This window comes from Meiothermus ruber DSM 1279 (genome assembly GCF_000024425.1).
In the GTDB taxonomy this organism is placed as follows: Bacteria; Deinococcota; Deinococci; order Deinococcales; family Thermaceae; genus Meiothermus; species Meiothermus ruber.
In genome coordinates this window covers 545532-571045 of the sequence record NC_013946.1, presented here as the reverse complement: position 1 = coordinate 571045, position 25514 = coordinate 545532, and the positions used below count along the sequence as shown (strand labels likewise).

At 62.1% G+C, this 25514-nt stretch carries 16 protein-coding genes and 1 pseudogene; 9 read left to right on the top strand and 8 right to left on the bottom strand.

Features of this window, described 5'->3' with window-relative positions; translation table 11 throughout:
* Positions 1–94: 94 nt before the first annotated feature.
* The 4 genes from MRUB_RS03000 (at position 95) to MRUB_RS02985 (ending at position 10683) form a co-directional block, all read left to right on the top strand.
* Positions 95–4210, top strand: coding sequence for a DEAD/DEAH box helicase (locus tag MRUB_RS03000; RefSeq protein ID WP_160143425.1), 4116 nt, complete (start codon positions 95–97; stop codon positions 4208–4210).
* Between the two features lie 443 nt (positions 4211–4653).
* On the top strand, positions 4654–7752 hold the full coding sequence (locus MRUB_RS02995; RefSeq protein WP_160143424.1) for a DEAD/DEAH box helicase: 3099 nt from the start codon (positions 4654–4656) through the stop codon (positions 7750–7752).
* Positions 7745–8692, top strand: a complete 948-nt coding sequence (locus MRUB_RS02990) for a coiled-coil domain-containing protein (RefSeq protein ID WP_013012879.1) — start codon at positions 7745–7747, stop codon at positions 8690–8692. Before MRUB_RS02995 ends, MRUB_RS02990 begins: the two co-directional genes overlap by 8 nt.
* A complete protein-coding gene (locus tag MRUB_RS02985) occupies positions 8692–10683 on the top strand; it encodes a 3'-5' exonuclease (protein ID WP_013012878.1) in 1992 nt (663 codons plus the stop codon). Before MRUB_RS02990 ends, MRUB_RS02985 begins: the two co-directional genes overlap by 1 nt.
* A gap of 221 nt (positions 10684–10904) precedes the next feature.
* Here the strand turns inward: MRUB_RS02985 and MRUB_RS02980 are convergent, their stop codons facing one another.
* Positions 10905–11840: a winged helix-turn-helix domain-containing protein gene (locus tag MRUB_RS02980; protein ID WP_013012877.1), complete on the bottom strand. Its 936-nt coding sequence runs from the start codon at positions 11838–11840 to the stop codon at positions 10905–10907.
* Between the two features lie 271 nt (positions 11841–12111).
* On the opposite strand from MRUB_RS02980, the gene MRUB_RS15750 reads away from it, so the two are divergent.
* Positions 12112–12956, top strand: a protein-coding gene (locus MRUB_RS15750; RefSeq protein WP_244403990.1) for an IS5 family transposase whose coding sequence is annotated in 2 segments (ribosomal slippage) — positions 12112–12460 and positions 12460–12956 — 846 coding nt in all. Because the reading frame shifts where the segments join, the coding sequence is not laid out codon by codon here.
* Between the two features lie 219 nt (positions 12957–13175).
* Here the strand turns inward: MRUB_RS15750 and MRUB_RS02965 are convergent.
* Positions 13176–14882 carry a hypothetical protein gene (locus tag MRUB_RS02965; RefSeq protein WP_013012876.1) on the bottom strand — a complete coding sequence of 569 codons (1707 nt, stop codon included), beginning with the start codon at positions 14880–14882 and terminating at the stop codon, positions 13176–13178.
* Positions 14883–15059: 177 nt separating this feature from the next.
* Between MRUB_RS02965 and MRUB_RS02960 the strand changes: the two genes are divergently transcribed.
* Both MRUB_RS02960 and MRUB_RS02955 read left to right on the top strand, forming a co-directional pair.
* The gene (locus MRUB_RS02960) at positions 15060–15815 is read left to right on the top strand and encodes a tyrosine-type recombinase/integrase (RefSeq protein WP_013012875.1); all 756 of its coding nucleotides are present in this window, start codon (positions 15060–15062) and stop codon (positions 15813–15815) included.
* Between the two features lie 53 nt (positions 15816–15868).
* Complete coding sequence (locus MRUB_RS02955; protein ID WP_013012874.1) at positions 15869–16660, top strand: DUF5131 family protein; 792 nt, start codon at positions 15869–15871, stop codon at positions 16658–16660.
* On the opposite strand, the gene tcmP is transcribed toward MRUB_RS02955, so the two are convergent.
* The 3 genes from tcmP to MRUB_RS02940 all read right to left on the bottom strand — a co-directional run bounded on the left by tcmP (position 16568) and on the right by MRUB_RS02940 (position 19105).
* Entirely contained in the window at positions 16568–17314 is a 747-nt protein-coding gene (gene tcmP / locus MRUB_RS15490) for a three-Cys-motif partner protein TcmP (RefSeq protein WP_157413568.1), read from the bottom strand. The genes MRUB_RS02955 and tcmP overlap by 93 nt on opposite strands.
* 130 nt (positions 17315–17444) lie before the next feature.
* On the bottom strand, positions 17445–18296 hold the full coding sequence (locus tag MRUB_RS02945) for a DUF3037 domain-containing protein (protein ID WP_013012873.1): 852 nt from the start codon (positions 18294–18296) through the stop codon (positions 17445–17447).
* On the bottom strand, positions 18293–19105 hold the full coding sequence (locus MRUB_RS02940; protein WP_013012872.1) for a HipA family kinase: 813 nt from the start codon (positions 19103–19105) through the stop codon (positions 18293–18295). The genes MRUB_RS02945 and MRUB_RS02940 overlap by 4 nt, the downstream gene beginning before the upstream one ends.
* A gap of 183 nt (positions 19106–19288) precedes the next feature.
* Here MRUB_RS02940 and MRUB_RS02935 point away from each other — a divergent pair, with 183 nt between their 5' ends.
* Together MRUB_RS02935 and MRUB_RS02930 are read left to right on the top strand one after the other, a co-directional pair.
* Entirely contained in the window at positions 19289–21178 is a 1890-nt protein-coding gene (locus MRUB_RS02935) for a site-specific DNA-methyltransferase (RefSeq protein WP_013012871.1), read from the top strand.
* Between the two features lie 2 nt (positions 21179–21180).
* A complete protein-coding gene (locus tag MRUB_RS02930) occupies positions 21181–23856 on the top strand; it encodes a restriction endonuclease (RefSeq protein WP_013012870.1) in 2676 nt (891 codons plus the stop codon).
* Between the two features lie 82 nt (positions 23857–23938).
* Here MRUB_RS02930 and MRUB_RS02925 read toward each other — a convergent pair.
* From MRUB_RS02925 to MRUB_RS02915, 3 genes and pseudogenes are all read right to left on the bottom strand, one after another.
* Positions 23939–24145, bottom strand: a pseudogene (locus MRUB_RS02925) (IS1634 family transposase); the annotation flags it as partial.
* Between the two features lie 83 nt (positions 24146–24228).
* On the bottom strand, positions 24229–24813 hold the full coding sequence (locus tag MRUB_RS02920) for a hypothetical protein (RefSeq protein ID WP_013012869.1): 585 nt from the start codon (positions 24811–24813) through the stop codon (positions 24229–24231).
* Between the two features lie 141 nt (positions 24814–24954).
* Positions 24955–25467: a Rad52/Rad22 family DNA repair protein gene (locus tag MRUB_RS02915; RefSeq protein WP_013012868.1), complete on the bottom strand. Its 513-nt coding sequence runs from the start codon at positions 25465–25467 to the stop codon at positions 24955–24957.
* Positions 25468–25514 lie beyond the last annotated feature (47 nt).

Below are 25514 nucleotides of genomic sequence, written 5' to 3'. Positions count from 1 at the left end.
CTTTCCGGTGTGGTTGGTTCCCACTGATGCACTCCCACCTGGGCTGCCAAACACCTGGTGCACGGCGGTTGCACAAGCACGGACGGTAGCAGAGTTGCAACGTGCGGTGGTATCCCTTGCTCCGGCCCAGGCCGAGGAAGTACTGCGCACCCTACCGGACGAACTCATCCACGCCTGGACTGGTGAGGCGTGGCCTCGAACCCTGGCCGAGTTGTTGTACCAGATGAGTCTCGATCGCTACTGCCAGCGGCTGAGAGAGCGGGGGGTCGAATTGTGCCAAATACCTGCGATCTCGGATGAGCCGCTGAGTCTCGACCAGGCCGAGGTGCTCAACCCCCGGCCACAGCTAAGGCCCGGCCAGGTCGTCCCTCTTGATGCTCTCGGCCTCGACGAGCATCTGGCCCGGGCGCTGGCAGCTGCAGGCGCTAAGGAAGGTCTCTTCACTCACCAGGCACTGTCACTGGAATTCCTGCGCGCCACCCGTCACGAGCCATTCGACCTCGTGATTACCACCCCCACTGCCTCAGGCAAGACTCTGGCCTTCGCCCCGGGCATCCTCGAAGACCTGTTGCAGCGGAATAACACTGCGCTGTTTATCTACCCGCTGCGTGCACTCACTACCGACCAATACGACAAGCTCACGCGGATATGTAAGGGACTGCCACTCAAGCTGCGCCCCTTCTTCGGTAGCATCAGCCTCGATGAACTACTCCAGGAAGGGCTTCCCCACGTTGTAGTGGCTACCCCCGATAAGCTCAACCACTACCTCGACCGCCCGGAACTGGCCGGGTTCTTTAGCCAGGTTCGTTACATCGTCCTTGATGAAGCCCACGCTTACCGCGGCTACTTCGGCATAAATATGGCTCTGTTTCTGCGACGACTCATGGCGCTGGTGCACAGCGACGTGCGGTTGGTACTGTCAACTGCCACCCTTGACAACACCGCCGACTTCGTGCGTCGCCTGACCGGGCGTAATCGCTTCCGCGTGGTGGGTGCGTCAGGGGCGCCGGTTCACGCACGCTTTTTCTACCGTGGTGTCGCAAAAAACGTGCCCAGCCTCATCCATGTTGTCCAGCGTGAGAGGCGCAAGGGAATCGCCTTCGTGGAAAGCCGGGCTGAGACCCGGCGTCTGGCAGAGACCTACCGCCGCCAGCGTGGCACGCAAGTACACCCTCTCTTCAGTGGCCACCGGGACTACGCCAACGTCCTGCATCAGTTGCGCCAGGGCAATGAGTCGATGTTCGTCTTTTCTACGACCACACTAGAGGCTGGTATTGACATTGGTGACCTCCAGCACGTCGCTATCCTGGGGTTCCCTGGTAGCCGCAACAGCTTCAAGCAAATGGCTGGACGGGCCGGGCGCTCAGGGCCGGCGCACGTGGTCTTCATCCCACGTACTGGCCGTCTCGGTGTAGCGGCAGACGAGTACTATTCTCGCCTTGATAACCTGAAACGGCTTGTAGAAGCCCAGGCCGATCCGGTATATATCAACCCCGCCAACCCGGTTTTGCTACGGCAGCACCTACAGCGCATGCGTTGGGAGGCACATCGCATGGGGCTGCGAGGTGGCGAGGAACTGCTCGAGCAACTCCTGAGTCCAGCAGCCGTGCCCGAGACGGTGAGGAAGGAGCTCAAACGGAAGTTCGCCCCGCTACTTACACAGCCGCTTGCAAGGGTCGAAGCGCCGCCGTTGCGGTCGATGCCGGGCCTGACGTACCTGGTGATCAGGCTAGGCGAGGGGGCTCCGATCCAGGGTATCGGCGAGCTAACGCTGGAGGCGGAGACGACCCCGGAGTGGATGCTTGGGGAGTTGCGGCAGGAGGCGGCTCATCGGGAGTGGGCGCTGGGCCTGGTGTTCCCACATCAGGGCCGCTACTACCGCAGCATCGATTGGACGCGCGCCCGCGTTACCCGGAACCAGCGCACTGAGGAGGCCGTGCTGGTATGGGTCGAGGACGTCACCGACAGCCTGATGGATCCTGAGGAGTACAACCGGGCGTACTACGGTGCCAAGCAGGTGGATCGGCCCGACTTCAAGCAGGTGAAGCACTACCACAGTCCGTGGCTTGTCGTCTACCCTCGGCTCGAGGAGGTCGAAGCCCGCACAGCTATAGGTTCGGTTATCGCAGAAGCAGGACGGGGGCGGGTACGGGTAGGCCTGGAGTTGGTTGTCAAGCGCCTCACTAAGACCGTGCAATTCCGCTGCCCGTCACTGCGAAGCACTCGGGGAATCAGAGGGATCCATGGTGTTGAGGAGTGGGTAGTGGAAGACTGCGACGGGCGGAGAGTGCTCTTGGATCCGCTGGAGAAGCGAGAACTGCTCAAGAGCGGAAGCGTGGTGGTGCCGGAGTCCGCACGAGACGGAGAGGAGCCGATACAGGGGCGAGGGTACGTCCTGCAGAGTTATTCCAAACGCCAGGCCAGGGTGAGTACTCATGCCTTCAACTTTGTGCTACCTGGTACCTGCTCGTGCGGGGAGGAGACGGAGCCACACTATGGCTGGAAAACTGGGTTCGAGAACGTCCCGGACACCTGGAAGAATCACCCGGTGTTCTCGCCTCTCGCTCGCGAATACGAGACCGATCTCGGCCAGATCCGCTTCAGCGACGGCTCAACAGCGGCGTACTGGGCCTTGAGCAACGCACTGGCCAAGGCCATTCCCGACGTACTCGAAACCGACCTCTCCGACATAGGCTTCGCCTTGCAGGCCCCGCGGCACGAGCTGGTATTCACCGCTTACGACGCTGTTGAGGGCGGCATCGGGGTTGCCACCCAGTTGCCTGCCAAGCTGCCGGAGATCCTGGCGGAGGCCCGACGGCTGCTGGAGCTGAGCCTGCGCTGCGACTGCCAGGGTCAGGGGTGCTTCGGCTGCATCTTGCCTTTGCGCGAACTCAGGCTTCCCCAGGACATCCCTGCGACCAGCGGCGCGGTAGAAGCGCCCCCGGCCGAGCAGGCGCGGCTGCTTCTGGAGGAGACCCGTCCGTACAAGCCCGAGCCCAATACCACGGCTGCAGCACACCTGCTACGCAACCTGCTCGAGCCACCCTCCCGGCCAGACACCAACACCACCCTTCTGCCCAAACTCACAGAATACCCTGTCTTTCGGCGACTGATTTTCGTTCTCGACAGCCTGCTGCTCGACAGCTCCAGCGTCTCCAAAGCGCAGCGTCTACGTGAAGATCCCGACCTGCTGGTCGAAAATTTGCGCCCGATCCCCCGCGTCATGGAGATTTTGGAGGAACTCCTGGGCGGCCGGGTCGAGGTGGTGCTGGTCAGCAACAACTCAATGCGCTACGTCGAGACTGCCTTAAAGCGGCACTTCCCCGCGAGTGTGGCAGCGAGGCTCCTGGGTAGCGCTGTGGCGTCGGCCAACAAACCAAGCACCGGTCGGCTGCAACCGCTGATTGAGGATCTGAACCCGCAAGAGGTGCTTCTGGTAGGAGACCGGCTAGAGGACGTGCTGACAGCACGACGGCTGGGGATCGTCTCCGCTCTGGCGACCTGGAGTGCAGCGGACGCAGCCCACGCCCTCAACGCAGGGCCAGATCTTATCTTCTCTGCTCCAGAAGACCTCCTCTACGCACTGGGCGACTACCGGGCTTACCTGCACCCCCTGGAGCAGGAGGGCGTCCCAGCCGAAGTAATCGCGGCCCCGCTGCGACTGAGCCGGGCCGGGCGGGTTTGGAGTGTCCTCGGGCGCTACCTCCCTGAGCGGCCCAGGAGCAGGCGAGCCAACGACCTCCTAAGCAATGCACGTTACCAGATCCTCGATTTCAAGCGCTCTGGCAAGCGTGTTCGTGCAGTTGCAGATTACCTCGTGCGGCGTTTTCCGGATTTACCGGTGGCCTATGTGCCTTCACGACAGCCCGTCCAGGCCGGATTGGATGCCCTGGCCGAGGAACTCGAAGCCCGTGGACATCCCGTGCTGAGGGTGCTGCAGTGGCAACGGGTGCCTCCCCTCCGCCAGCATGACGCTGGAGGGGAGGCGGAGCGGCGCGCCAACGTGGCCGGAGCCTTGCGGGTGGCCGATCCCGCCGCCGTGCGCGGGCTACGCTTACTTCTGCTCGATGATCTGATCAGCAGCGGCCAGACCCTCATCGAGGCCGATCGTGCCCTGGTCGAGGCGGGGGCCAGACCCGAGGCGCTGGCTCTGGCCTACAGCCTGTGGGAGCGTGACCGGGCGGCCGGCCCGGAGGAGGAGATGGCGTGAGGATTGACCGCCTTGCCTATCTGGTCGGCTGGGATCCCAAGGGTTGGCCCCACCACAACCCGTTGCAAGGAGTACCTTACTTCTTGCAGCAAGCCCTGCTCGTACTTGCCGAAGCAGAGGGGCTGCAGTTGGATTGGGTTGAGGGTGATCTGCGCACCGCCCAATTACCGGAGTACGCGGACGCGTTGGAACTGTGGCCTGCCGAAGCCTACAGCCGCTTCTCTCTTCTTGACCCAATGGCTCCAGAGCGCCAGGGTGCTTTCGGCAGGCTTTTGCTCCCCTTTTTCGAGCGAGCGATGCCCGATTCCGCGGCGCTAGATGCACCAAAGCCCGGCCCAGAGCACTGGCGCCTGGGCGGCGCGCCGGTTACCGTCGATGCTCTAGAGGCCCTACAAGCCTCATCGCGCTGGACCCTGGTTCAGGCAAAACGGCAAGGGATAGCCGTGCGGAGCGGTGATCCGGCCTGGGGACGCTGGCTGGTGCTGGGACCGGCAGCGCTGCGGCTGTGGTCGGCTGCCTGGCTGGCCCGGCTGGGCACAGGGGAATCGGGCGAGTTGCGGGTGCGGATTCGCGGCGACCAGCCTCTACCGGTGCTCGCACTCCTGGACAGCCTGGAATTGCTGGAAGTGGTGCGGCGGCTTTACGGCCTTAAGCAGCGATTGCCGCGAGTCCGGCTGGAGGCCGATGGGCTGGGAGAAGCGTCGCAGCGGGCACTCCGGGCCTACCTGGGCGACCCCGAGGGCCAGCTTAGACGCTTGCTGCTGGCGGAGGTGGAGTTCGGATCCGTGAGTGAGGTGGACGTGCTCATCGACGACCCCCAAGACCCACTCTTGCTGGCGGATTGGCAGCCGGACGAGGTTCTGGAGGCCGCTCGGGGGTTAATTCAGGATCCGGCGGGCATTGACCCGGGCTACCACATCGTCGATCCGGCGCCGGAGGTGCTCGACCACCTGTTCAGCCGGTTTTTCCGCCACCACCGCCTGAGACCGGAGCAGGCCGAGGCCGTGCGGCGGGTGCTCGCTGGCGAGAGTCTGCTGGTGCTGCTGCCAACGGGCTACGGCAAATCAGCAATTTATCAGCTAGCTGCCCTGATCCAGCCGGGCACCGCCCTGGTGGTCTCCCCGCTGGTCTCACTCATTCTCGACCAGGTCGACCACCTCTACCGCGACGGGATCACCGGGGTGGGCTTCATGAGTGGACGCAAGCACGCTGCCGGGACCGCAGAGGCCACGTTGGAGCACCTTCGCAATGGCCGCTACCGTCTTTTCTACATCGCTCCTGAGCGCCTCGACCTGGCCAACTTCCGGCGGGAGCTGGGGGAGCTCATCCGGGGCCACCGCTTCTCTCTAATAGCCGTTGACGAGGCCCACTGTGTGTCAGAGTGGGGGCACGATTTCCGCACCTCTTACCTCCATCTCAAGGGTCTACGTCAGTACATAGAGCAGCAAGGAGTGACCGAGCGTGTACCGATGCTGGCCCTCACCGCCACTGCCTCACCGGTGGTGCGTGCAGATATCCTGCGTCTGCTGGGCATCAGTCCAGACAGTGTGGTGCAGAGCCGCAGTAGCGACCGGCCCGAGCTTAGCTACAGCGTCCACGTCGTCGATGGCCGCCAGGGCTTCGCTGGACGACTGCAAGCACTGGACGAGGTGCTGACCCGGGTCGCGCCTACCGTGTTGGGGGCAGGGAGCGAGGGGTTGCTCGAGCGCGACTCCCGCGGCCGCCACCGCCACGGCGCAGTGGTTTTCGCCCCCTTTGCCAACGCTCACAGCCGTGCCTTTTTCGCCAGCAACGCAGCGGCGGTGGCAGAGCACCTCCGGCGCAACAGGGTGCTGCCAGAGGGAGCGGTAGGCATCCACTCCAACTCTGCCCCGGGCCACTGCCCGCGCTGTGGCTCTACCCGTTACTACAGCGACTACGGCCGTTATCGCTGCGCTGAGGCGGACTGCGGGTTCGTTGGGAAAAGGGACGACTTCACCAGCCCCAGCGATTGGGACGAGCATCTGCTAGAGGTTCAGGCCCAATTCCTCGACAACCGCCTGCCGGTGCTGGTCTCGACCAAAGGCTTCGGGATGGGTATCGACAAGCCGAACATACGCCTGGTGGTGCACTACGTGATGTCAGGCAGCCTGGAGGGCTACTACCAGGAGGCTGGCCGGGCTGGACGTGACCGCGCGCACGCCCACGTTGCGCTGGTCACAGTTCCTCCGGATCCCACCTGCGCCGAGCAGCACCTGGGCGACCGGGCTATCTTCGGACTGGGAGCGGACGACCCCCTACCGCTCCCCTGTCTGGAACGCGACAGGCGGGGTTTCCCAACGTTACGGTGTCCCTTCGGCTTGAAGGAGCTTTGCGACGTGGGCCAGCAGGCTTATTTCATCAACCAGAATTTCCCCGGTGCCCGGGATGAACTAACCCAACTTACCGAGGCCTACAACAGGGCGCTGACCGGGAGGCTGCTGGTGGAGTCGGCCGGGGCTGGTGACAGCAAACCGGTGGAGAAGGCCCTCTCCCGCCTGCGAGTGTTGGAGGTGCTTCACACCTATACCCGCCAGAGGAGCCACGCCTACCGAGCGACGCTCAATCAGGACTGGACCTGGGCTCGCGGCGTCGCCGCTCTGGCTGACTACGTGCGCGGCTACGGCGAAGCCACGGGCACCCCGGACGCGGTGCTGATCGAAGTCGAAGAACTGGCCCGCTCCGAGGGAAACCAGGCCGAGTTCGTGCAGCGAGCCGGGAAGATCCTCATCGAGGCGCTCTATACCACGATCCGGGCCATGCGGCTAGCAGGGCTGCGCAACCTCTACCACTATGCAGCCCTGCCGGCGGGCAGTTGTCGGCGCGTATATCTTCGGCGGGCCTTCGAGCTACGCCTGCCACAGGACTATAGCTGCGGTTTCTGTGACACCTGCGTACCGGACATGAAATTCGGGCGTGAGCGAGCTCTGGTTCCCGAGGAGGCAGCGCGCGAGCGGATCCTGGCCGAGGGTCTTGAGAACGTGCTTACAGGCTACAACCTCACGGCGCTGAGGACATACGCCCGCGAAGTGGTCGAGGCGGGATTCGTGGGCGCTGTGCGCGGCCGGGCGGAGTATCTGCTCGAGCAACGACCCAACGACCTGGCGGTGCTGTTTCTGGCTGCCCTGTGCGCGGGCCTCGAGGGCGAGAGGGCCACCGCCAAGGTGCTGACCGAGCGTGCTCTGGACGTGATGCTGCGCGCACGGATGGGCTTGACGAACCAGCTGGCCTTCGTGCTAGCCCTGGGAGAGTGGGTGCCGAGCCTCGCTGACGACCTAGCAGGGGATCCCCAGGGGGTTCTGGGACGCAACCACCCCCGCCTCACCCTGCTTGAGACCCTCCGGCAGCTTGACCCTGCTCGTGCAGCGCACGTTGAACGTGCCTGGGCGCTTGAGGGACTGGTGAAGGTTGCCGAGCGCCTGAGCAAGTTGCTGCCTGCAGAAGTGCTTAAGGCTTTCACCACTGCTGTTGAGCACGTCACGCCCCCACATAGAGATAGAGGTATAGGAGGAATGAATGGCTGACTACCTGACCGACGAATGGATCACACAGCAGCAACAACGACTGGACGCCGCCCACGAACAGGTGGCTCATGCCATCGCCTTGTTCGGGCGTGCTGGGGACTCTCTGCCCCGGCTGGAGGCAGCTCTGCAGGCTTCTGAGGAGCACGTATCCCGCTTGAGGATGGAGTTCGAGCAGGCTCGTGCCGGATTCCACAGCGAGGTGAATGGGTTGCTGAAGCGCCTCAAGGAGGAAGGCAAAGTCCAGATAGAGCGCCTGGGCCAGCACCTGAGCGAGACACTCAAGGATCTGGAGGGGTTGCGCGATCAGCGCCTGCTCTGGGAACTGCGTGAGCGAGTTGAGTCACTCAAACAGCAGTGGTCCGCCACCCAGGAAGAGTGGCTTGAAGCCCTCCGCGAGGAAGTAGCGGCAGTTGAGGCTCGAGTACAGGAACCGCTGCGAGACCTTGACCAGAATCTGCGCGGGGGGCTGGAGGCGCTTCAGAGTGAGGTATTCGGGGCCCAGACAGCCCTGCGCCAGGAGTTGAGCAGCCAGCTTGACCAGCTTCGGGCGTTGTTGGGACACATGAACTCGCAGATAAGTGCCGTTTCCCAGAGCCTGGAGCAGGAGGTGAGGGAACGGCAGGCCCTCGGCCTCGCCCTCGATACCGAGCGATCGGCCCGCGAAGCGCTGGGTCAGGAGTTGCACACGCTGCAGCAGACCCACGCCTTGCTGCAAGAGGAGTTCGGCGTACAGTCGCGGAGGCAGCAGGAGCTCGAGCGGCAGGTGCAGGAACTGGCTCAGACCCTGGAGCAGATGGGCGAAACCATCTCGAATACTCAGCAAAACAATGCAACACGGCTTGATCGACTCGAACGATACATACGCTCGCTGCTGGCCTGGTTCAGCTCTGTTCGTGGGCTCGCACGTCTATTTAAAAATCCCCAGGGGGTCGAGGGCTGATGCAGCGGCACACGATCTTCACTATCACCGCTCTGAGGGAGTTGCAAGCGGTTCCCGCTCGTGAGCGAGATGCCCTGTTGAGCGACATCGACCTACTGGCAAGGGATCCACGCTCGGGGCGGCTCAACCTGAGTCCACTACATAAGTACCCTGGTTTTCATCGATTGAAAGTGGGTAACTGGCGGGTCTTCTGCCGCCTGGATGAGTACGTGGAGATCCACGCGGTTCGCCGGCGTAGCGAGGACACCTACAGTCTGCCCTTTAACCCCCGCACGCTGAACACGCCCAGCGAGCTCACTACGCCACACCCCGATGATTGGGACGAGGAGGACGAAAAGCTCGCCGCAGGAGGCCCGCCGAAGGAGCAGGTCTTCCCGCTACGCCCCGAGCAGCTCGAGGGCTGGGGCGTACCACGACTTTACTTCCCTCAGTTCTTGAGCTGCACTAGCGACGACGACTTGCTTGCACTCGATAGCGTGGTGCCTGCCGAGTGGGTTGTGCACGTGATCAGCATGCTATATCAGCCTGGCCTGGATCAAACGCAGTCCGAGGCGCAGTACGTGGTGCACTCGCGGCAGGAACTGGAGGACTACCTCAGCGGCCGCCTCAGCGACCTACTGCTCCGCCTTGATCCCGAGCAAATTCACGCCTCGGAGTGGCGGCTGGAGGGTCCAACCCTGGTGCGCGGCGGTCCCGGCACCGGAAAGACCGTTGTGGCCCTGTACCGGGCCCTGGCCTACGCCCAGCACCGGCCCGGCTCGCGGATCCTGTTCGCCACCTACACCACCACCCTCGCCCACTACGCCGAGCAGCTGCTCTCACGCCTGATCGAAGAGCGGGGCCTGGACGCTGAGGTCGAGGTTAGCTGGGTGGATAGGCTAGTGCGGCAGAACCTGAAGGCCGCCTCCTGGAAAATTGCTGGCGACTCAGAGTTGCTCGACGCCGTGCGGGTCGTGCTGGGCGAGCTACGGGATCCGTTCCTGCAGGGTTTGGGCCCGCGCTATCTGCGCGATGAGTTCCATGACGTAATTCAGGCCTGGGATCTCGATCACAGGGAGTACCTGAGCTTCGCACGTCATGGGCGGCAGCTCCCGTTATACCCCGAGGAGCGAGAAAAGGTGTGGGTAGCCTACGACCGCTGGCGCAGGTTGCTCGATCAGCGCCGGCTGCTGAGTTGGAACCGGGCCCGGTCGGCAGCACGAGCCAGTGCACAACCGAACTACGATGCGGTAATAGTTGACGAGGCACAGGATCTCCCGCCCGTCGCCCTGCGCTTCCTACTGCGCCTCGTCAAGCACCCGAAGGGCTTCTATCTCACCGCCGACGCTAACCAGAGCCTCTACCAGCAGGGGTTTTCCTTTAAGGCGGTAGATCAAGCGCTCGACATGAGGGGCCGGAGCCTTCTGCTGCGGCGCAATTACCGCTCGACACGGCCTATTCATGCAGCGCTGGCAGCGCTGGCCCGCCATCCCTCACTGGAGTCGGAGGATCTGCCCGAACCAGCCCACCGTGATGGACCCAGGCCGCTGCTGGTGGGGATTGCCCACGACAAGGAGGCCGGCACGCTCCGCGATCTGATCTACCGCCTGTGCAGACAGCTGCGAGTGCCTCTGAGTGGGGTAAGTATCCTTTGCCCGAGCGAAGCCCGCGCGCGTGAGGTGGTTGACATACTCAACCGGTTGGATGTACCCGCCGCCTGGTCAAAGGGAGAGGATCTCGAGTTGGATCAACCAGCGGTCAAGGCGCTGACGCTGCACTCGGCCAAGGGCCTGGAGTTCCCGGTGGTCGTGGTGCTCGACGTCAACCAGGGCACGCTCCCCCGCCAGGCCGCGGTGCCCGCGGAGGAGGTGGAGGCCTACGAGGCCCGTGACCGCCGGCTGTTCTACGTCGCCTGCTCGCGGGCCATGCAAGCCCTGGTGGTCGCCTACGACCCCCGCTGGCCGAGCCCCTTCGTGCGTGAGCTGCCGCCGGAGCTCTGGGAGCAGCGATAGGGAGCCGCCGCCCGCGGCGGCGCGGGCCGGTCAGGGGGCAGCTGCTCCCCTCGTCCCCCTGGTTCACGCCCTATGGCTTTCCCGCGGGGCTGCCTCGCTCGGCCGGCTCGACCCTGAAACCCTGGCTCGATCAGCGCCGAATTGCGCGCTCGCGCCTCGACAACCTCACCAAGCCGTCCCTGACGAGAAGCAGCCCCCCGAGCATTCTCCTTTCCCGCCGCTCAGTGGGGCGCCTGCGCCCCCTGGTACAGCGCCTGTCCTCCCTCAATGGATGCTTGGGCGTGACTCGTGGGAACGTAGCTCGAGCCGCGCTTCACCAGAAGCCCCATGCGCTCCAGCTTCTTAAGTCGGTCTCCGGCGGAACTCTTGGCGATCCCCAGCGCCCGGCTGATCCCCGAGGGGCCGATTGGCCCCTCCGCCGCCAGACGGAGTACTTCCTTATCCCCCTCGGAGAGGAGCAGGGTGGGTTCCTGTTGACGTTCTTCCGTGCGGGTCGGAATCTCCGACAGGGGTTCGCTCCTGGCTTTCTGTGGAACCGTGGCCGTTTGGACTGCCCGCACCGACTGTCTCACCTGGCTGATCTTGGTTTCCACAGCCTCCGCTGAGAGGAGCGTCTCGAGGATGGCTTCGTACTGCGAACGCTCCTGCACCGGATCCACCGCAGCGCGAAAGGGTTGTGCCTGGACTACAGGCTCCTCGCTCGCTGCAGGGGCTTTGTCAACCACCCGGCTATCGCCGGGAAAAGACGCCACGCTTGACGAAGCGCGCAGTGTGGCCGTTTGGACCCGGGCCTCATACATGCTGGAGAAGTTGCCCCAGAACACCACGAAGGCCCCGATCAGGCTGCCCCAGAAGGCCCACGGGGAGTGAATGACCACATACGCAAAGCTCATATAAAAGGTCGCAACCTCGACCGCGAGGGCCAGCGCCCACGAGGCCCGCACCCCCTGGGCCTCATAGCCCCGGTAGTAGTGGCGCAGGTGCGAGTAGGAGGAGGCCAGCGCCAGGGCGTACACCAGCACGCCGAAGGCCGCCCCGACCGCGCCGATCAGGTCTCCACGGAGGAAGAAATCTCCCACTACCCGGCCCGTGACCAGTCCAACCACCGGCAATGCCAGAGCCGCGATGAGGGAGAGCAAAGCCACTTGCCAGCGCATAGCAATATGTTACTGCACACAGGAATATAGTATGACCTTCTCTTCCGAGGAATTTCTATAGGGGTACCTCTCCAAAACTCCCAACAGTCCCAACATTCCCAACAAGGCCATAAATAACAAGTCCTACACGGCATTTCTGGTGTTGGGAGTTTTTGTTTTTCCAAAAGGAAATTCCCAACATTCCCAACAGACCTGTAGCTTCGTTCTCAGCAGTCGTGGATGAGGGGTTGAGTTGTTAGAGACTGTCGTAAAAGTCCGCTATGCTTGAAGGGTGGCTTCTACACGGAGATCTTACCCCAGCGACCTGTCGGACGCGGAGTGGGCCATCCTGGAGCCCTTGATCCCTGCCCCCAAGCCCGGTGGCCGACCCGCAAAGGTGCCCAGAAGGGAGATCGTCAGCGCCATACTTTACGTCCTGGAAAACGGCATCAAGTGGCGGGCCATGCCTCACGACTTGCCCCACTGGTCCACGGTCTACCACTACTTCCGCAAGTGGCAGAAGGAAGGGGTTTGGGAGAAGGTAGCTCAGGTTCTGGCCCGTCGTGACCGGGAGCGGGGAGGACGGTATGCCTCCCCGAGTGCCCTGGTCATGGACAGCCAGTCGGTGAAGACGAGTGAAAAGGGGGGCCCCGGGGACACGACGGGGCGAAGAAGGTCAAAGGGAGGAAGCGGCAGATCCTGACGGACACGGGGGGCCGTCTCTTGAAGGCCTTGGTCCACCCGGCCAATGAGCACGACAAGTGGGGTGGGCAGGCGTTGCTTTTGGGGATGGACCTCTCCTTGTGGCCCCGGGTGCGCAAGCTCTTTGTGGACTGGGGCTACCGGGGTTTGCGGGAGGTGGCTAGGGGGCTGGGACTGGAGCTGGAGGTGGTGGCCCGTCCTTACGCGGGGGTGCGGGGGGTCTGGGTGCGGGAGGGGGAGGAGGTGCCGGAGATCCCGCGGGAGGGTGGGTTCAAGCCCCTGCCCAAGCGGTGGGTGGTGGAGCGGACCTTTGCCTGGATGGGGCGAAACCGACGGCTGGGGAAAGATTACGAGTACCACCCTGAGGTAACGGAAGCCTGGATGTATTTAGGCATGATACGCTTGCTGGTGAAGCGGCTGGCCAGGGCCGCATAAGCTGGAGGAGGGGACTTTTACAACAGTTTCTTAGATCCGCCGCACCCACCCCCGCCGGGCCTCGGGTAAGAGTACCCCGCCCCATCGCGGACGGGGCGGGATAAGGGTATCTCCGATTCAGGGGGAGGTGCGGATGGTGCCGTTATCTCCCACCGCCTCGAAGAGGCTACCGTGGTAGGTCTCTCTGTAACGGTTGCCCATGTCCTTTCGATCATTCGCCTAAGGGAAGGAGACTGCTCCCCCGCCGACAACGTACTTCTTGTTGACGTTTACCGATTGAATATCAAGATCGCTCGTAAAAAGTGAAAAGGAGGCGGGAGTACCAAAAACACTGATAAACTCCAGGCTCCGCCGTAGTCCCATAGGGGACACCAAGGCGTAGACTTCGACAACGGCATTTGTGCCGTTAGATGGAGCTGTATAACCCACACTGTTCAAGAGGGGTGAAAGGCTGGCCAGATCAAAGCTGGTAGCCCCTGCCAGGTAGCCAGAGGAAACCAAAACGCTCAAAAATCGTCCTGAAGGGGTAGAGTAGCTCGCTCCATAGGCAATCGCCCCCGGGTAGCTCAGACCAGAGATCTGGGGCAGGCCGGCTGCATTGCTAGAAAGCGCCCCGGTCGACCAAGGGGTTGCGAAGGCCACCGAGGTCGGCGGAGTAGAGTAACCCTTGAAGGTGATGGCTCGTTGGCCATCCCCGTCAGTGAAGTAATCTCCCTGTACTGCTTCTGTGAAGCTGATGTATCGATCGCCTGACTGGAAGCCCGCTACCGGCAGGTAACTGTTGTTGCTTACCCTCAGATCCGCTATGCCCGTGTTGCTGGCTGTAATGTACCCGTAGCCGACATACTGTGAGAAAGAAGCAGGGGGCGGGTTCGTGAGGGCGACGCTTTGCGCGTTGGTGAGATCCGAGGGCACGAAGGTGATGGTGGGGTTGCTGCTGGTCACGTTGCGTACCACCTTGACCGCTTTTGTGGGCCCACCGTTGGCCTGGCGGATTCGCACCACCAGATCCACTGCTCCAGAAGCGCTTTTCTGGTAGGAAACGGTAGACTTTAGTGCGCTGTTGAGGGTGGAAGAAGGGTAACTGTCGTTCACAAAGACTTCATCACCCGGAGCAACCACCGAGGCGATCTGTGAGGCGTCCACGGTGACCGTAATTGTCGGTCCCGTCGATGGGGCGCCATAGGCATAACAACTCACGGTAGCGAGGTTGGACTCGCTGACGGTAGCCAAAACGAATTGTGTTGACCCGGCACTTCCGCTACTACCGCATACCACGGCCACCCCGTACCGCGAACCGCTGACGTTGAAAGTCGCCTGGTTATTCGTAAAGTTTAGCGGCTGCCAGTTATTCTGGTTTGAGTCCTGATAGTATCCCGTATATCCGCTTCCGCTTGGGTCTGAAACCTTTACGGTGACCTGCGAAGGCGAACCGCCGCCCCCACCTGGAGCGCTCACCGTCAGGCTCAGACCGACTTGCTGGGTCAGGCTCCCCGAGGTGCCCTTGACCTGCAGGGCGTAGGGCCCGGTAGCCACGCTCGAACCCACCGTCAGGGTGAGGTTCTGGGTCACCGGGCTGGTGCCGCTCACGGTCACGCTGGCGGGCGAGAGGTTGATCCCCGAAACGGGGTTGCCGCTGCCGTCCACCAGGGCAAGGTTCACCGCCCCGGTGAAGCCGTTCTGCGGGGTCACGGTGAGGGTGGTGCTGCCGCTAGACCCCTGCTGCACGGTGAGGCTGGTGGGGTTCAGAGCGAGGGTGAAGGAGGGGGTGGTTCCGCCGCCGCCGCCACCCCCACCTCCTCCACCGCCGCCGCCGCTGCTGCCGCCGGAGGTCCCCCCGCCGCAGGCCGCCAGGAGCAGGGTCAACACCACGCCGAAAAGCCAGAAGATTGTTCGCTGTGAAGGTGAAGATTGTACGGTTTGCATGGATAACCTCCCGTGTAGAGAATATCGATACCATCGCCAGTCTAACCTGGACATCGATACCATCGCCAGTCTAGCCCGGGGCGGTCGTCGCCCCGGTGATTTTCAACCCAGCAGCCGCACGCTCTTTATTCGCTCAATACCCATACAGCGAACTTTTCCGGCTAGACTGAGGGGGTCATGGAGAGCGCAACCCCCCTCAAGCTGGCTGAAGTGCGCGGTAAGAAAACGAAAGCGAACTCTGAACTGGACGCGGTGATCCGGGAGACCGCCCGGCTCTGGCGCAAGGCCCACCTGGACTACGACCAGAGCAAGTATGTGGTCGAGCGGGTGCGCCGGATGCTGGAGCTCGCCCCGCCCCCGGCTCGCCGCCGGGTGGTGGAGCGGCTCTCCCCCGAAGCGGTGAGCCGCCTGCTGGAAGCGGCGTATCGCCTGAACCCCCGGAAGCCGGTCTACGGCCTGATGTTGAAGACGCTCTTCTACACCGGGTGCCGGGTCAGCGAGTTCGTCTTTCTGCGGGCCCAGGACCTCCACCTCGACGGGGAGGCCCCCCACCTCTACGTCCACAAGGCCAAGAAGGACTCGGTGCGGTACGTGCCGATCCTGCCCGCCCTGGCCCAGGAGCTGCGGGTTCATCTGGCGGGGCGCACCCGGGGCTACCTCTTCGAGTCCAACCGCCACCAGCGCTACTCCCCCCGGGCCGTCCAGAAGCTCATCCAGGCCGCCGCCAAGGAGGCGGGCCTCGAGCGGCGGGTCTACCCGCACCTGCTCAGGCACTCGGTGGCGCAGATCCTTCTCGACCGGGGGATGCCCCTGGAGCAGCTTCAGAAGTTTCTGGGGCACCGGGACCTCAAGACCACCCAGATCTACGCCGAGAGTTCGCTGGAGCAGGTGGGGGAGAGTTATCGGCGGGTGCTGGGTGGGAGGAGTAGCTGAGTGTGTTAATGCCCATAGACATATCGGTTTATCCGTGTTAAGGTTACGCCGTAATGGCTAACGTCGGCACCGCAATAGAGTGGACCGATGCCACCTGGAACCCTACCACCGGATGCAATAAGGTCAGTCCAGGGTGCAAGCACTGCTATGCCGAGCGCATAACTGAGCGCTTCTCCCAGCATTTCCCCCAGGGATTCCGCTTCACCCTGCACCCCGAGCGGTTACAAGAACCATATCGCTGGAAGAAGCCGAGGCGGGTCTTCGTCAATTCGATGAGCGATCTGTTCCATGAGCAGATGCCCCTGCGCTTCCTGCTGGAGGTCTTCCGCGTGATGCGCGAGACGCCCCAGCACACCTACCAGATCCTCACCAAACGCCACACGCGCCTGCTGGAGCTCGACCCCCTGATCGAGTGGCCCGAGAACGTCTGGATGGGAGTCTCGGTGGAGAACCAGAAGTACGCGGTACGGGTGGATTTCCTTCGTCAGACCGGGGCCAGGGTCAAGTTTCTCTCCTGCGAGCCTTTGTTGGGGCCCCTCGAGTTAGACCTGCGCGGCATCCACTGGGTGATCGTAGGGGGGGAGAGTGGCCCCGATCACCGCCCCATAGACCCCACCTGGGTGCGCTCCCTTCGAGATCAATGCCAGCGAGCTGGAATCCCCTTCTTCTTCAAGCAATGGGGCGGCAGAACGCCGAAGAGTGGGGGCAGGTTGTTGGATGGCCGTACCTGGGACGAATTTCCTCAGACTGACTCACTCACCGAACGGCAAGCCCGGTTGAGCAGGATTGGTCTCGATACTATTGAAAACACTATTCGCGATCCGCAGAGCGATTTTGTTCTTTGAGTGGAAGGCTAGAACATGCATCGGCGCGTTATTGCTATTTCTAGCTACGGTGACCAGTTCGGTTCCATCTAGTCCTAGCCCCCTCATCCGGTCACGGTAGGCCTCGGTAAAGGCCTCAAACCAGGACTGCCCTGGCTTTTGCCGCAAGCCCTGCCACAAGGCGTCCCCGAAGAACTCGTCCAAAGTTTGTGGGTGGTTTTGCTTGGCACGGTTAGCCCCGCTGCCACTAATCAGGATAAAGATATCTGCCTTTTCCCGCCTGGCGATTTTCTCGACAGTAGCCCACCTGAGTTCAAGGCCAAAGGGATCCAAAAAGAACAGCGTAGGTGCTCTTGGGTGGATCTGCTGCAAGATATCCTCGACACGGAGATTGAAATCGTCTCGGTAGAGGTGGATACCGCGAAGGCTAGGGTTGTGCTTCCGGAGATTCCGCTCGAGCTCAGTGTACGAGCGGCGGTCTTTTTCCACGAAAAAGAAGCTAGTGAACTGGGAATGTTGAATGGCCAGCAGAGGCGATCCTTCAACCAGGCTGCCATCTTTCTGCTGGTTGTACCCTGGACCGGCGAACCCATCTACGTAGTGGCGAGAGAGCGCCTTTTTTGTAGCATTGACGAATGCAGGCAAGTACCTTTTCAGAAACTCCAGCTTCTTCAAGGTCCAAGAATGAGCCGTGGGGTATCGCATCAGCTACAGGATAGCAAAGCCCGGACGCGCCCTGAGCGGCACTTGCACATCGTGATTGGCTTTATTCCTGTGATGCCTAAGGCCAGGGCAACCGGAGGACTTACCGGATGAGCAGGTGGGCCTCGAGGTCGCGCTTGATGTCCTTGGCGATTTCTGGGGCGTCGCGGTAGTCCCTGAGCTGGATGTTGTCGTGCTTGAGGGCTTCCTCGAGGTTGCGTATCTGGGATGTCGGCTGGCTGGGCCTGTAGACCAGCGCCACAAACTGTGCGTCCCGGACTTCCGTGTCCGATTCCCAGGCATCCCGTGCGGTCTGGCGGTACGCGTTGACCGCCGTTTTGACGGCTCGCTCATGGCCTGCAAAGGAGATGGCCTGGAAGAAGTGCCAGGCATCGTTCTTGTAAGCTAGGTCCACCGTGGGTTCCGTCAGAAGAGGCAAGCGCCAGTCCTCTTTAAGCCCTAAGGAGAAGAGCCTGAACTGTACAAATACTTCGTGGACTCTCTTGCGGATCAATGTACGGGTGACCGTTCTAGGTTCTGGCCGGGGCTGCTGATCCCCCACGTAGTCCCTAAAGAGCTGAGCGAGCGTGGCTGCCGGGTCACTCGTGACCGCCGTCCGTAGTGGGCTGAAGCGGATGTTGTTGCAGAAAACCTCTTGGAGCAGGGCCATGCCCTCACGGGTGAGCTGGCCGTCAGGGGATGCCTCCTTGCCCAGCAGGTCATCCACGCGCCGCTGGGCGATGATGTTGTGGAGCTTAGTGAGGGCGTGCCGAACGAAAAGGCCGTCGCCACCGAGGGCCTTGGCACGGCTGCCCTCGCTGAAATGGTCCAAGATGCGAATATTCTGGAAACCTGCATCGGGGCAGGTCAGCACCACCCCGACGTTTACGAACTCCTCACGGGGTACGTCGGGTAAGTACCGAATCACCATGTAGGTTGCCTGCATCCGTTTCATCGCCACCACTCCTGCTTCTGGAGCCGTTGCTCGAGATAGGCGGGGAGGTTCCGGGCTTTGGTGCACACATAGTCTACCAAAGCCTCGCGCTCGCGGGATGAAATTCCCCACTCCAACGGAATTGTCCCCACGATGGACTCGAGCCGAGGGCGGCTCAACTCCGACATTTTACCAAGGTAGGATGAAAAGTCCGTGGCGGGGTTGACTGTCCGGAGGAGTCTGTCCAAGTCCTCTCCATACGGGAGCGGGTCATACAGCGGCGGGAAGCTCGTATCCCGTAGGTTGCCCAGCTCCCACAGCCCGCCTCCGAAGGCCAAGCCGAGGTCGATCACGACCAAGCGTCGCTGCCCGCGCCGTTCGAGCAGGAGGTTGGGATTGGCTGCGGTGCGGTCCCAGTTCCCGAGCAGCAGGTCCAGCACCACCACACCCGCGAGCATTCGGGGGTTCGCCAGCTCGAGGGTGTTGAGATCGTCTGGGGTGGGGTGTTGCGCCGAGGGGAGCCACCGTGAATAGAAGGCCAGGCCTGGCAGGAAGGTGAAGCGGTCTCCGGAGGGGCTCGTCACCTCGAGCTTCCCGTCGTCGGGCAGCACCTCCGCCTCGATCTCTACAACTCCGCACTCGGGGTGTTCCAGGCCCAGCACGTCGGCCACCTGGAACCCAATCAGCTCGTTAGCAAGGGCCTTGGGGCCGTGATCGGATTGCGCGAACTTGACCAGACAGTCACCTAGCCCCTCCACGCTGAAAATCTGCGGCAGAGTGGCCCCGTACCCCACCGGGCCCTTGTGGGCGATGGCTTTAGGGTAGTTCATCTCATCACCCTGGGCCGCCAAAGGCGGTAGGTCATGCTGTGCTCTGTAAGCAGGTTGACCCGAGAGGAGGTGGGCTCGCGTGGCATCGTCGGTTCGGTGCAGAGCGTGTGTTCCAAGTATAAAGCCCGCAGTGCGTCACCTGGTGCGGGATGGCCTCGAGCTAGTTATGATTGACTCTACGTTATGGTACCCGACAAGCTTCTCCTCACCACACCGAACCCGATCGAGGAGCGCCTCGAGACCCTCCGCGAACTCTTCCCCGAGGCCTTCACAGAGGGAAGACTCGACCTCGAGACCTTCCAGAAATTGTTGGGGATGAAGGTGGAAACGGGGCGGGAACGCTACGGGCTGTCATGGGCTGGGAAGGCCGAAGCGATCCGCGCAGTGCAAATCCCGAGTAGGGGAACCCTGCGACCTAAGCGGGATCAATCCGTAGATTTTGATACCACCGAAAACGTGATCATCGAGGGGGACAACCTCGAGGTGCTTAAGCTGTTACAACAGGCCTACCACGGCAAGGTCAAGATGATCTACATTGACCCGCCCTACAATACGGGCAACGACTTTGTATACCCCGACGATTTCCGGGAAGGGATTCGGCAGTACCTCCGCTTTACCGGCCAGCTATCCGAGGATGGGGTCAGGCTAACCACCACACCCGAAGAAGGAGGACGAATCCATAGCAGGTGGCTGTCCATGATGTACCCTCGGCTGCAACTCGCCCGAAGCCTCCTGCGGGACGACGGGGTGATTTTCGTCAGCATTGACGACCACGAGCTGCACAATCTCCGGGCGATCATGGATGAGATTTTCGGGGAGGAGAACTTTCTCGCCACCATTCTTTGGCAGAAAAAGTATGCTCCCTCGAATGACACCACCGATTTTTCCTACACCCATGACTATCTGCTTTCTTATGTGAAGTCTCGCCGGTTCAACGAGCTAGGGAAGGCCGTGGCGACGCTCAAACGAATGGAGCGTACTGAAGAGCAGAACCGGCTTTATAAAAACCCTGACAATGACCCCAGGGGACCGTGGATGTCGGATAACTACACCTGTAACAAAACTTCCGAGCAGAGGCCCAACCTTTACTATCCGATCATTCATCCCAAGACCGGCAAGGAGATATGGCCGAGCCCGACACGGGTATGGGCATACAGTAGGGAAGTACATGAACGCAACGTCAGTGAGAATCGTGTCTGGTGGGGGCTGAACCAAGAGAATGAAACACCCCGCTATAAGCGCTTCCTATCAGAGGTCGCTGGCGTGGTAGCCGATACTTGGTGGGAGCATACCGATGTCGGGCACACCGACGAAGCGAAGAAGGAGTTCAAATCGCTGTTCGGGGAGGACGCCGACGCCTTCGATACGCCCAAGCCGGTGAGGCTGCTCAAGCGGCTGCTTCAGCTCGCTACCGAGCCCGATGCCGGGGATATCGTCCTCGATTTCTTCGCGGGGTCAGGCACGCTGGGGCAGGCTGTGCTGGAGATGAACCAGGAGGACGGAGGTGACCGGAGGTTCGTTCTTGTCCAGCTACCCGAACCCACCCCCAACCCCAATTACCCGACCATCAGCAGTGTGACGCGTGGCCGAGTACAAAAAGCGGCGGAGCGCATCAGGTCGGGGGACGAAAAATCAGCAGTTCAGCTCCTAGAGCCGGACGGCCAGGATTTAGGCTTCAGGGCCTTTAGTTTAGACACTAGCAACTTCAAGCTGTGGGACGGCGAGGCCGAGGACATTCAAGGCGCTCTCGAGGGCCTCGTAGACAACCTCGTGGAGGGGCGCAGCCAGGAGGACGTGCTCTTCGAGCTGTTGCTCAAGGCCGGTCTGCCGCTGTCCTCGAAGATCCGGGAACAAGAGATCCATGGGCAAAAGGTGTACTCGGTGGCGGAGGGGCAGTTGCTGGTCTGCCTCGAGCGGCCCATCCGGGCCGAGACCTTGCGGGCGATGACGGCCTTGGAGCCTAAGCCCCTTCAGGTGGTGTGCCTGGACGTGGCCTTCTCAGGCAACGACGCGCTCAAGACCAACATCGTCCTGGAGATGCGGGACCGGGGCATCCGCTTTCGCACAGCCTAGCCATGAAGATCAAGTTCGAGAGCAACCAGGAGTACCAGCTCGAGGCCATCCAGGCAGTGACGGGGGTATTCGAAGGGCAACCCTTGAGCGAGGGGCTCTACACCCTGGGCATGGAGTCCGACGAACTATATGGCATCGCCGCCTACGCCAACGGGCTGCTGCTCAGCCCAGAGGCCCTGCTGGAGAACGTCCGCCGGGTGCAGGAGGCCAACGGGCTGGAACCGAGCGATCGGCTCGAGGCCATCGAAATCCCCGATAGCGGCATCGCGCTCAACTTCTCGGTAGAGATGGAGACCGGGACTGGCAAGACCTACGTCTACCTCCGCACCATCTACGAGCTGCACCGCCTCTACGGCTTCAAGAAGTTCATCGTCGCCGTGCCCAGCGTCGCCATCCGGGAGGGGGTGCTCTCGAATCTGCGCCTCACCAAAGAGCATTTCGACACCCTCTACGGCAACGTGCCGGTGGACTACTGGGTCTACGACTCCAAACAGGTCTCACGGCTGCGCTCCTTCGCTACCGAGAACACCCTGCAAATCCTTATCATCAACATTGATGCCTTCAACAAACCGAGCAACAACGTGATCTTTCTCCCCAATGACCGGCTTTCGGGCTTCTGCCCCATCGAATTCATCCGGGCGGCGCACCCGATCGTCATCGTGGACGAGCCGCAGAACTTCGAGAGCAACCTGGCGAAACGAGCCCTGGCGAGCCTGAATCCCCTCTGCACGCTGCGTTACTCAGCCACCCACCGCAACCCCTACAACCTGCTTTACCGGCTCGACCCGGTACGGGCCTACGACCTCGGGCTGGTCAAGCAGATCGAGGTGACGTCGGTGCTCGAGGAGGAGAACTTCAACGTTCCCTACCTGAAGCTGAAGGAAGTCAAGGCCACCAAAAGCAGCATCAGCGCTAAGGTAGAGCTCGACGTTTGGGACGGGAGTGCCGCCAAGCGCAAATCCGTGACCCTCAAGCAGGGCTCCGACCTCTACGAGCTGTCGGGGGGGCGGGAGCTGTACCGGGGCTACGTGGTGGACGAGATCGACGCGGGCTTCAAGTACGTGAGCTTCGCCAACGGGGTGCGCCTGGAGGAGGGGCAGGAACAAGGAGTCAACGCCGATGAGCTGATGCGGGCGCAGATCCGAGAAACCGTGCGCGAACACCTGAACAAGGAACTCGCCGTCGCGCGGCTGCCGGAGGGCCAGCGCCTCAAGGTGTTGTCCCTGTTTTTCATCGACCGGGTAGCCAACTACCGGGGCGAAGACGCCAAGTTTCGGCGCTGGTTCGAGGAGGCCTACCACGAACTTTCGTCACTCCCGGTCTACGCCTCCTTGAACCTTCCCCCGGTGGAGCAGGTGCACGGGGGCTACTTCGCCGAGGACAAGACAGGATGGAAGGACACCTCGGGCAATACCCAGGCCGACGAGGAGGCCTACGAGAAGATCATGCGCGATAAGGAGCGGCTGTTGTCGCTGGAGGAGCCCTTGCGCTTCATCTTCAGCCACTCGGCCTTGCGCGAGGGCTGGGACAACCCCAACGTGTTCCAGATCTGCACGCTCAACGAGACCCGCTCCGAGGTCAAGAAACGCCAGGAGATCGGGCGGGGCCTGCGCCTGCCGGTGCGCGAGAACGGGGAACGATCGTTCGACGCCCGGATCAATCGGCTGACCGTCATCGCCAACGAGAGCTACAAGGACTTCGCTAAGGCCCTGCAGACCGAAATCGAGGAGGAGACCGGCCTTGACTTTGGGCAGGAGCGTATCAAAAACAGCCGCGAGCGGCGCACCCTCAAGCTCAAGAAGGGCTGGGAGCTCAACGAGGACTTCCGCGCGCTTTGGGAACGGATCAAGCACCACACCCGCTACCGGGTGGAGTTCGACACCGAGGACCTCGTGCAGCGGGCCGCCAAGGCCATCCGTGAGATGCCAAAGGTCGAGCGCCCGCGCTACCGCATCGAAAAGGGGCGCATCGTCCGGCTTGGCGAAGACCTCGAGACCGCACTCGTCAGGGTCAACACCGAAGACCTGGACTTCCGCCCCGCCGTCCCTGACCTGCTGGCCTACCTTCAGCGCGAGACCGAGCTGACTCGCGGCACCCTGGCCCGCATCCTCAAGGAGTCGGGGCGGCTGGCGGATGCCAAGGAGAACCCCCAACAGTTCATCGACCTAGCCCTAGCCGCCATCAGGAACACCCTCGGGGAGCTGATGGTGGAGGGCATCAAGTACGAACGGCTCGAGGGACAGGCCTACGACATGATGCTCTTCGAGAGCAAGGAACTCATTGGCTACCTGGACAAAATCGTCGAGGTGAGCAATTCCATCTACGACGGGGTGATCTTCCAGTCGGAGGTCGAGCGGGGCTTCGCCGAAGCCCTGGACAAGCGCGAGGATGTGAAGCTCTTCGTTAAGCTCCCTGACTGGTTCGAGGTGGACACCCCGCTCGGCAAGTACCGCCCCGACTGGGCCGTGGTCATGGTAGATGGCGAGCAGGAGAAGCTCTACTTCATCTGCGAGACCAAGGGCAGCAAGGACATGACTAAGCTGCGCGTCAGCGAGCGCCTCAAGATCGAGAGCGGCAGGGCCCATTTCCAGGCGCTCGAGGTTCCTTACGTCGTAGAAACCTCCGCGGCTGAACTGAGCCCTGAGCGCGTCCGATCAAGCTTCAAAAGTAGCGAATGACACCTGCCTGTCCCGGCTGACCGTGTTTGTTACGGTAAACAGGCCGGGGTGGTAGGTCTTTAGCCCACATTCCGCACCCCCCTCACTCCAGGAGGTAATATCGCCCGGCCCCCAGGAGGCGCACCGCGGTCTCGTGGTGGGAAGCCAGGTTGAGGACCAGCAACTTGCCCCCCAGCTCCACCAGGCGGACCCACATAAAGAGTTGAAACACCCAGCGCAGGGTGGGCTTGGCCGTGGGTCTCCCCTTTTGATCCGGCAGGCTGGACCCCGTCCCCTCCAGCCTCCGCCTCGCCCGCGCCAGCTTCCTCTCGTCCACCTCTAAGCAGGCCAGGATGTTGTAGGTCACCCGGAGGGGGGCTTCCCCCTCCCCTGCTATACCTCCACGAAATCAGGGAGCCCGTGGAGAAGAGCCCTGCAAACGTTCTCGGCCCGGATGGGGTCCTCCGAAGGTCGGCGGGGAGCCAGGTACATGCCTTTGTCGGGAATGTCGCAGAAAGGGGGCGGCTGCCGGTACAGATGGTTCATGACCGCAGCCTCGATGCGCTCGAGGACTCGAGGGCCAGTGCCCACGTCCGCAACGAAGATGCAAAAGCCCGCCAGCTGTCGGTGTACAGCCTCGAGGATCTCCGGCTTGCGCGCCTCGAACTCCTCCCGGTGCGCCCGCGCGTACCCCCAGCCGTGCCAAACCTCCTTACGCACCCCTCGCCGGGCCGCGTCGATGTCCAGTACGTTGTACTCTCCGTTGAGGTATTTGCGGGTGTGATCCTTGAAGCGGGCGGAGACCGGGCGACGGGTGATCCCGGCGAGGTAGATCAGGTAGCCGTTCTGGTATTCGAAGGTCTGAAGGTAGACCCCGGGTTTTTGGGGAAGTGAAGGCAGCCCAGCCACACTCTCGAATCCCGGCCAGGCAAAGGGCCCCTCCCAATTAAGCGTGAGGGTGTGTGCTTGGTCGATCATAGGCAGTCGCTTAGCAGCTTTTGCCGCCCTGGGCATCGAGCGGTCAAGTGCAGAGTATAGCAAGCTGTGCTTTTATAGGGAAGGGAAAACTGGCTTCCTCAGCAGCGTGCCCCTGCCAGCTTAGAGAAGAGGGGGGTGTGATCAACCCCCCTTCCGCACACTCTCCCCCTCCGTGTTGAGCCGGATGACCTCCGGTAGAGGCTTACCCTCCGCAACGGCCTTGGGCAAGCCCTTGAGCCGCTCCAGCACCTTGAAGGGGATGAACCTGTGCTCCCCCTCCACAACCACCCTGGGGTAGCTGTAAAGCTCCCGCCCGATGCCCCAGGTGGTGGCGGCTCTTTTCAAAGCGCCGGAGATGCCTCCCTTGAAGGGCTCCATGTCAGAAGCGCCTGAACCGTCCTGCTTCTCCACCCACTCCCCGGTTTCCGGGTTTTTGATGGTAATGCTGGCGATCACCCCGTGCTCGCTGCCCACCTGAGCCGGAGTGTAACGCACCTGCCAGCCGAAGGGGCCGAAGGCTTTGTCCAGGCGGCTCATGACGGCTCGTGCGTCGATGTAGGGGGCCAGGGTGGTCTGGCCGTTCTTGGCCGAGATAATCTTCCACTCGATCTCGTCGGTGGTGAGGGGTTGGGTCAGGATGCTGATTCTGTCCATGATTTACTCCTTTCAAAAAAAGTGAAGGGGTGGCCGAAGCCACCCCC

What these genes read in the sequence shown, in the direction of transcription:
- MRUB_RS02920 (WP_013012869.1), bottom strand. Translation starts at nt 24,813, where the DNA reads ATGATCGACCAAGCACACACCCTCACGCTTAATTGGGAGGGGCCCTTT.
- MRUB_RS02965 (WP_013012876.1), bottom strand. Translation starts at nt 14,882, where the DNA reads ATGCAAACCGTACAATCTTCACCTTCACAGCGAACAATCTTCTGGCTT.
- MRUB_RS02955 (WP_013012874.1), top strand. Translation starts at nt 15,869, where the DNA reads ATGGCTAACGTCGGCACCGCAATAGAGTGGACCGATGCCACCTGGAAC.
- MRUB_RS02960 (WP_013012875.1), top strand. Translation starts at nt 15,060, where the DNA reads ATGGAGAGCGCAACCCCCCTCAAGCTGGCTGAAGTGCGCGGTAAGAAA.
- MRUB_RS02985 (WP_013012878.1), top strand. Translation starts at nt 8,692, where the DNA reads ATGCAGCGGCACACGATCTTCACTATCACCGCTCTGAGGGAGTTGCAA.
- MRUB_RS02980 (WP_013012877.1), bottom strand. Translation starts at nt 11,840, where the DNA reads ATGCGCTGGCAAGTGGCTTTGCTCTCCCTCATCGCGGCTCTGGCATTG.
- MRUB_RS02945 (WP_013012873.1), bottom strand. Translation starts at nt 18,296, where the DNA reads ATGAAACGGATGCAGGCAACCTACATGGTGATTCGGTACTTACCCGAC.
- MRUB_RS02930 (WP_013012870.1), top strand. Translation starts at nt 21,181, where the DNA reads ATGAAGATCAAGTTCGAGAGCAACCAGGAGTACCAGCTCGAGGCCATC.
- MRUB_RS02935 (WP_013012871.1), top strand. Translation starts at nt 19,289, where the DNA reads ATGGTACCCGACAAGCTTCTCCTCACCACACCGAACCCGATCGAGGAG.
- MRUB_RS02940 (WP_013012872.1), bottom strand. Translation starts at nt 19,105, where the DNA reads ATGAACTACCCTAAAGCCATCGCCCACAAGGGCCCGGTGGGGTACGGG.
- MRUB_RS02915 (WP_013012868.1), bottom strand. Translation starts at nt 25,467, where the DNA reads ATGGACAGAATCAGCATCCTGACCCAACCCCTCACCACCGACGAGATC.
- MRUB_RS02990 (WP_013012879.1), top strand. Translation starts at nt 7,745, where the DNA reads ATGGCTGACTACCTGACCGACGAATGGATCACACAGCAGCAACAACGA.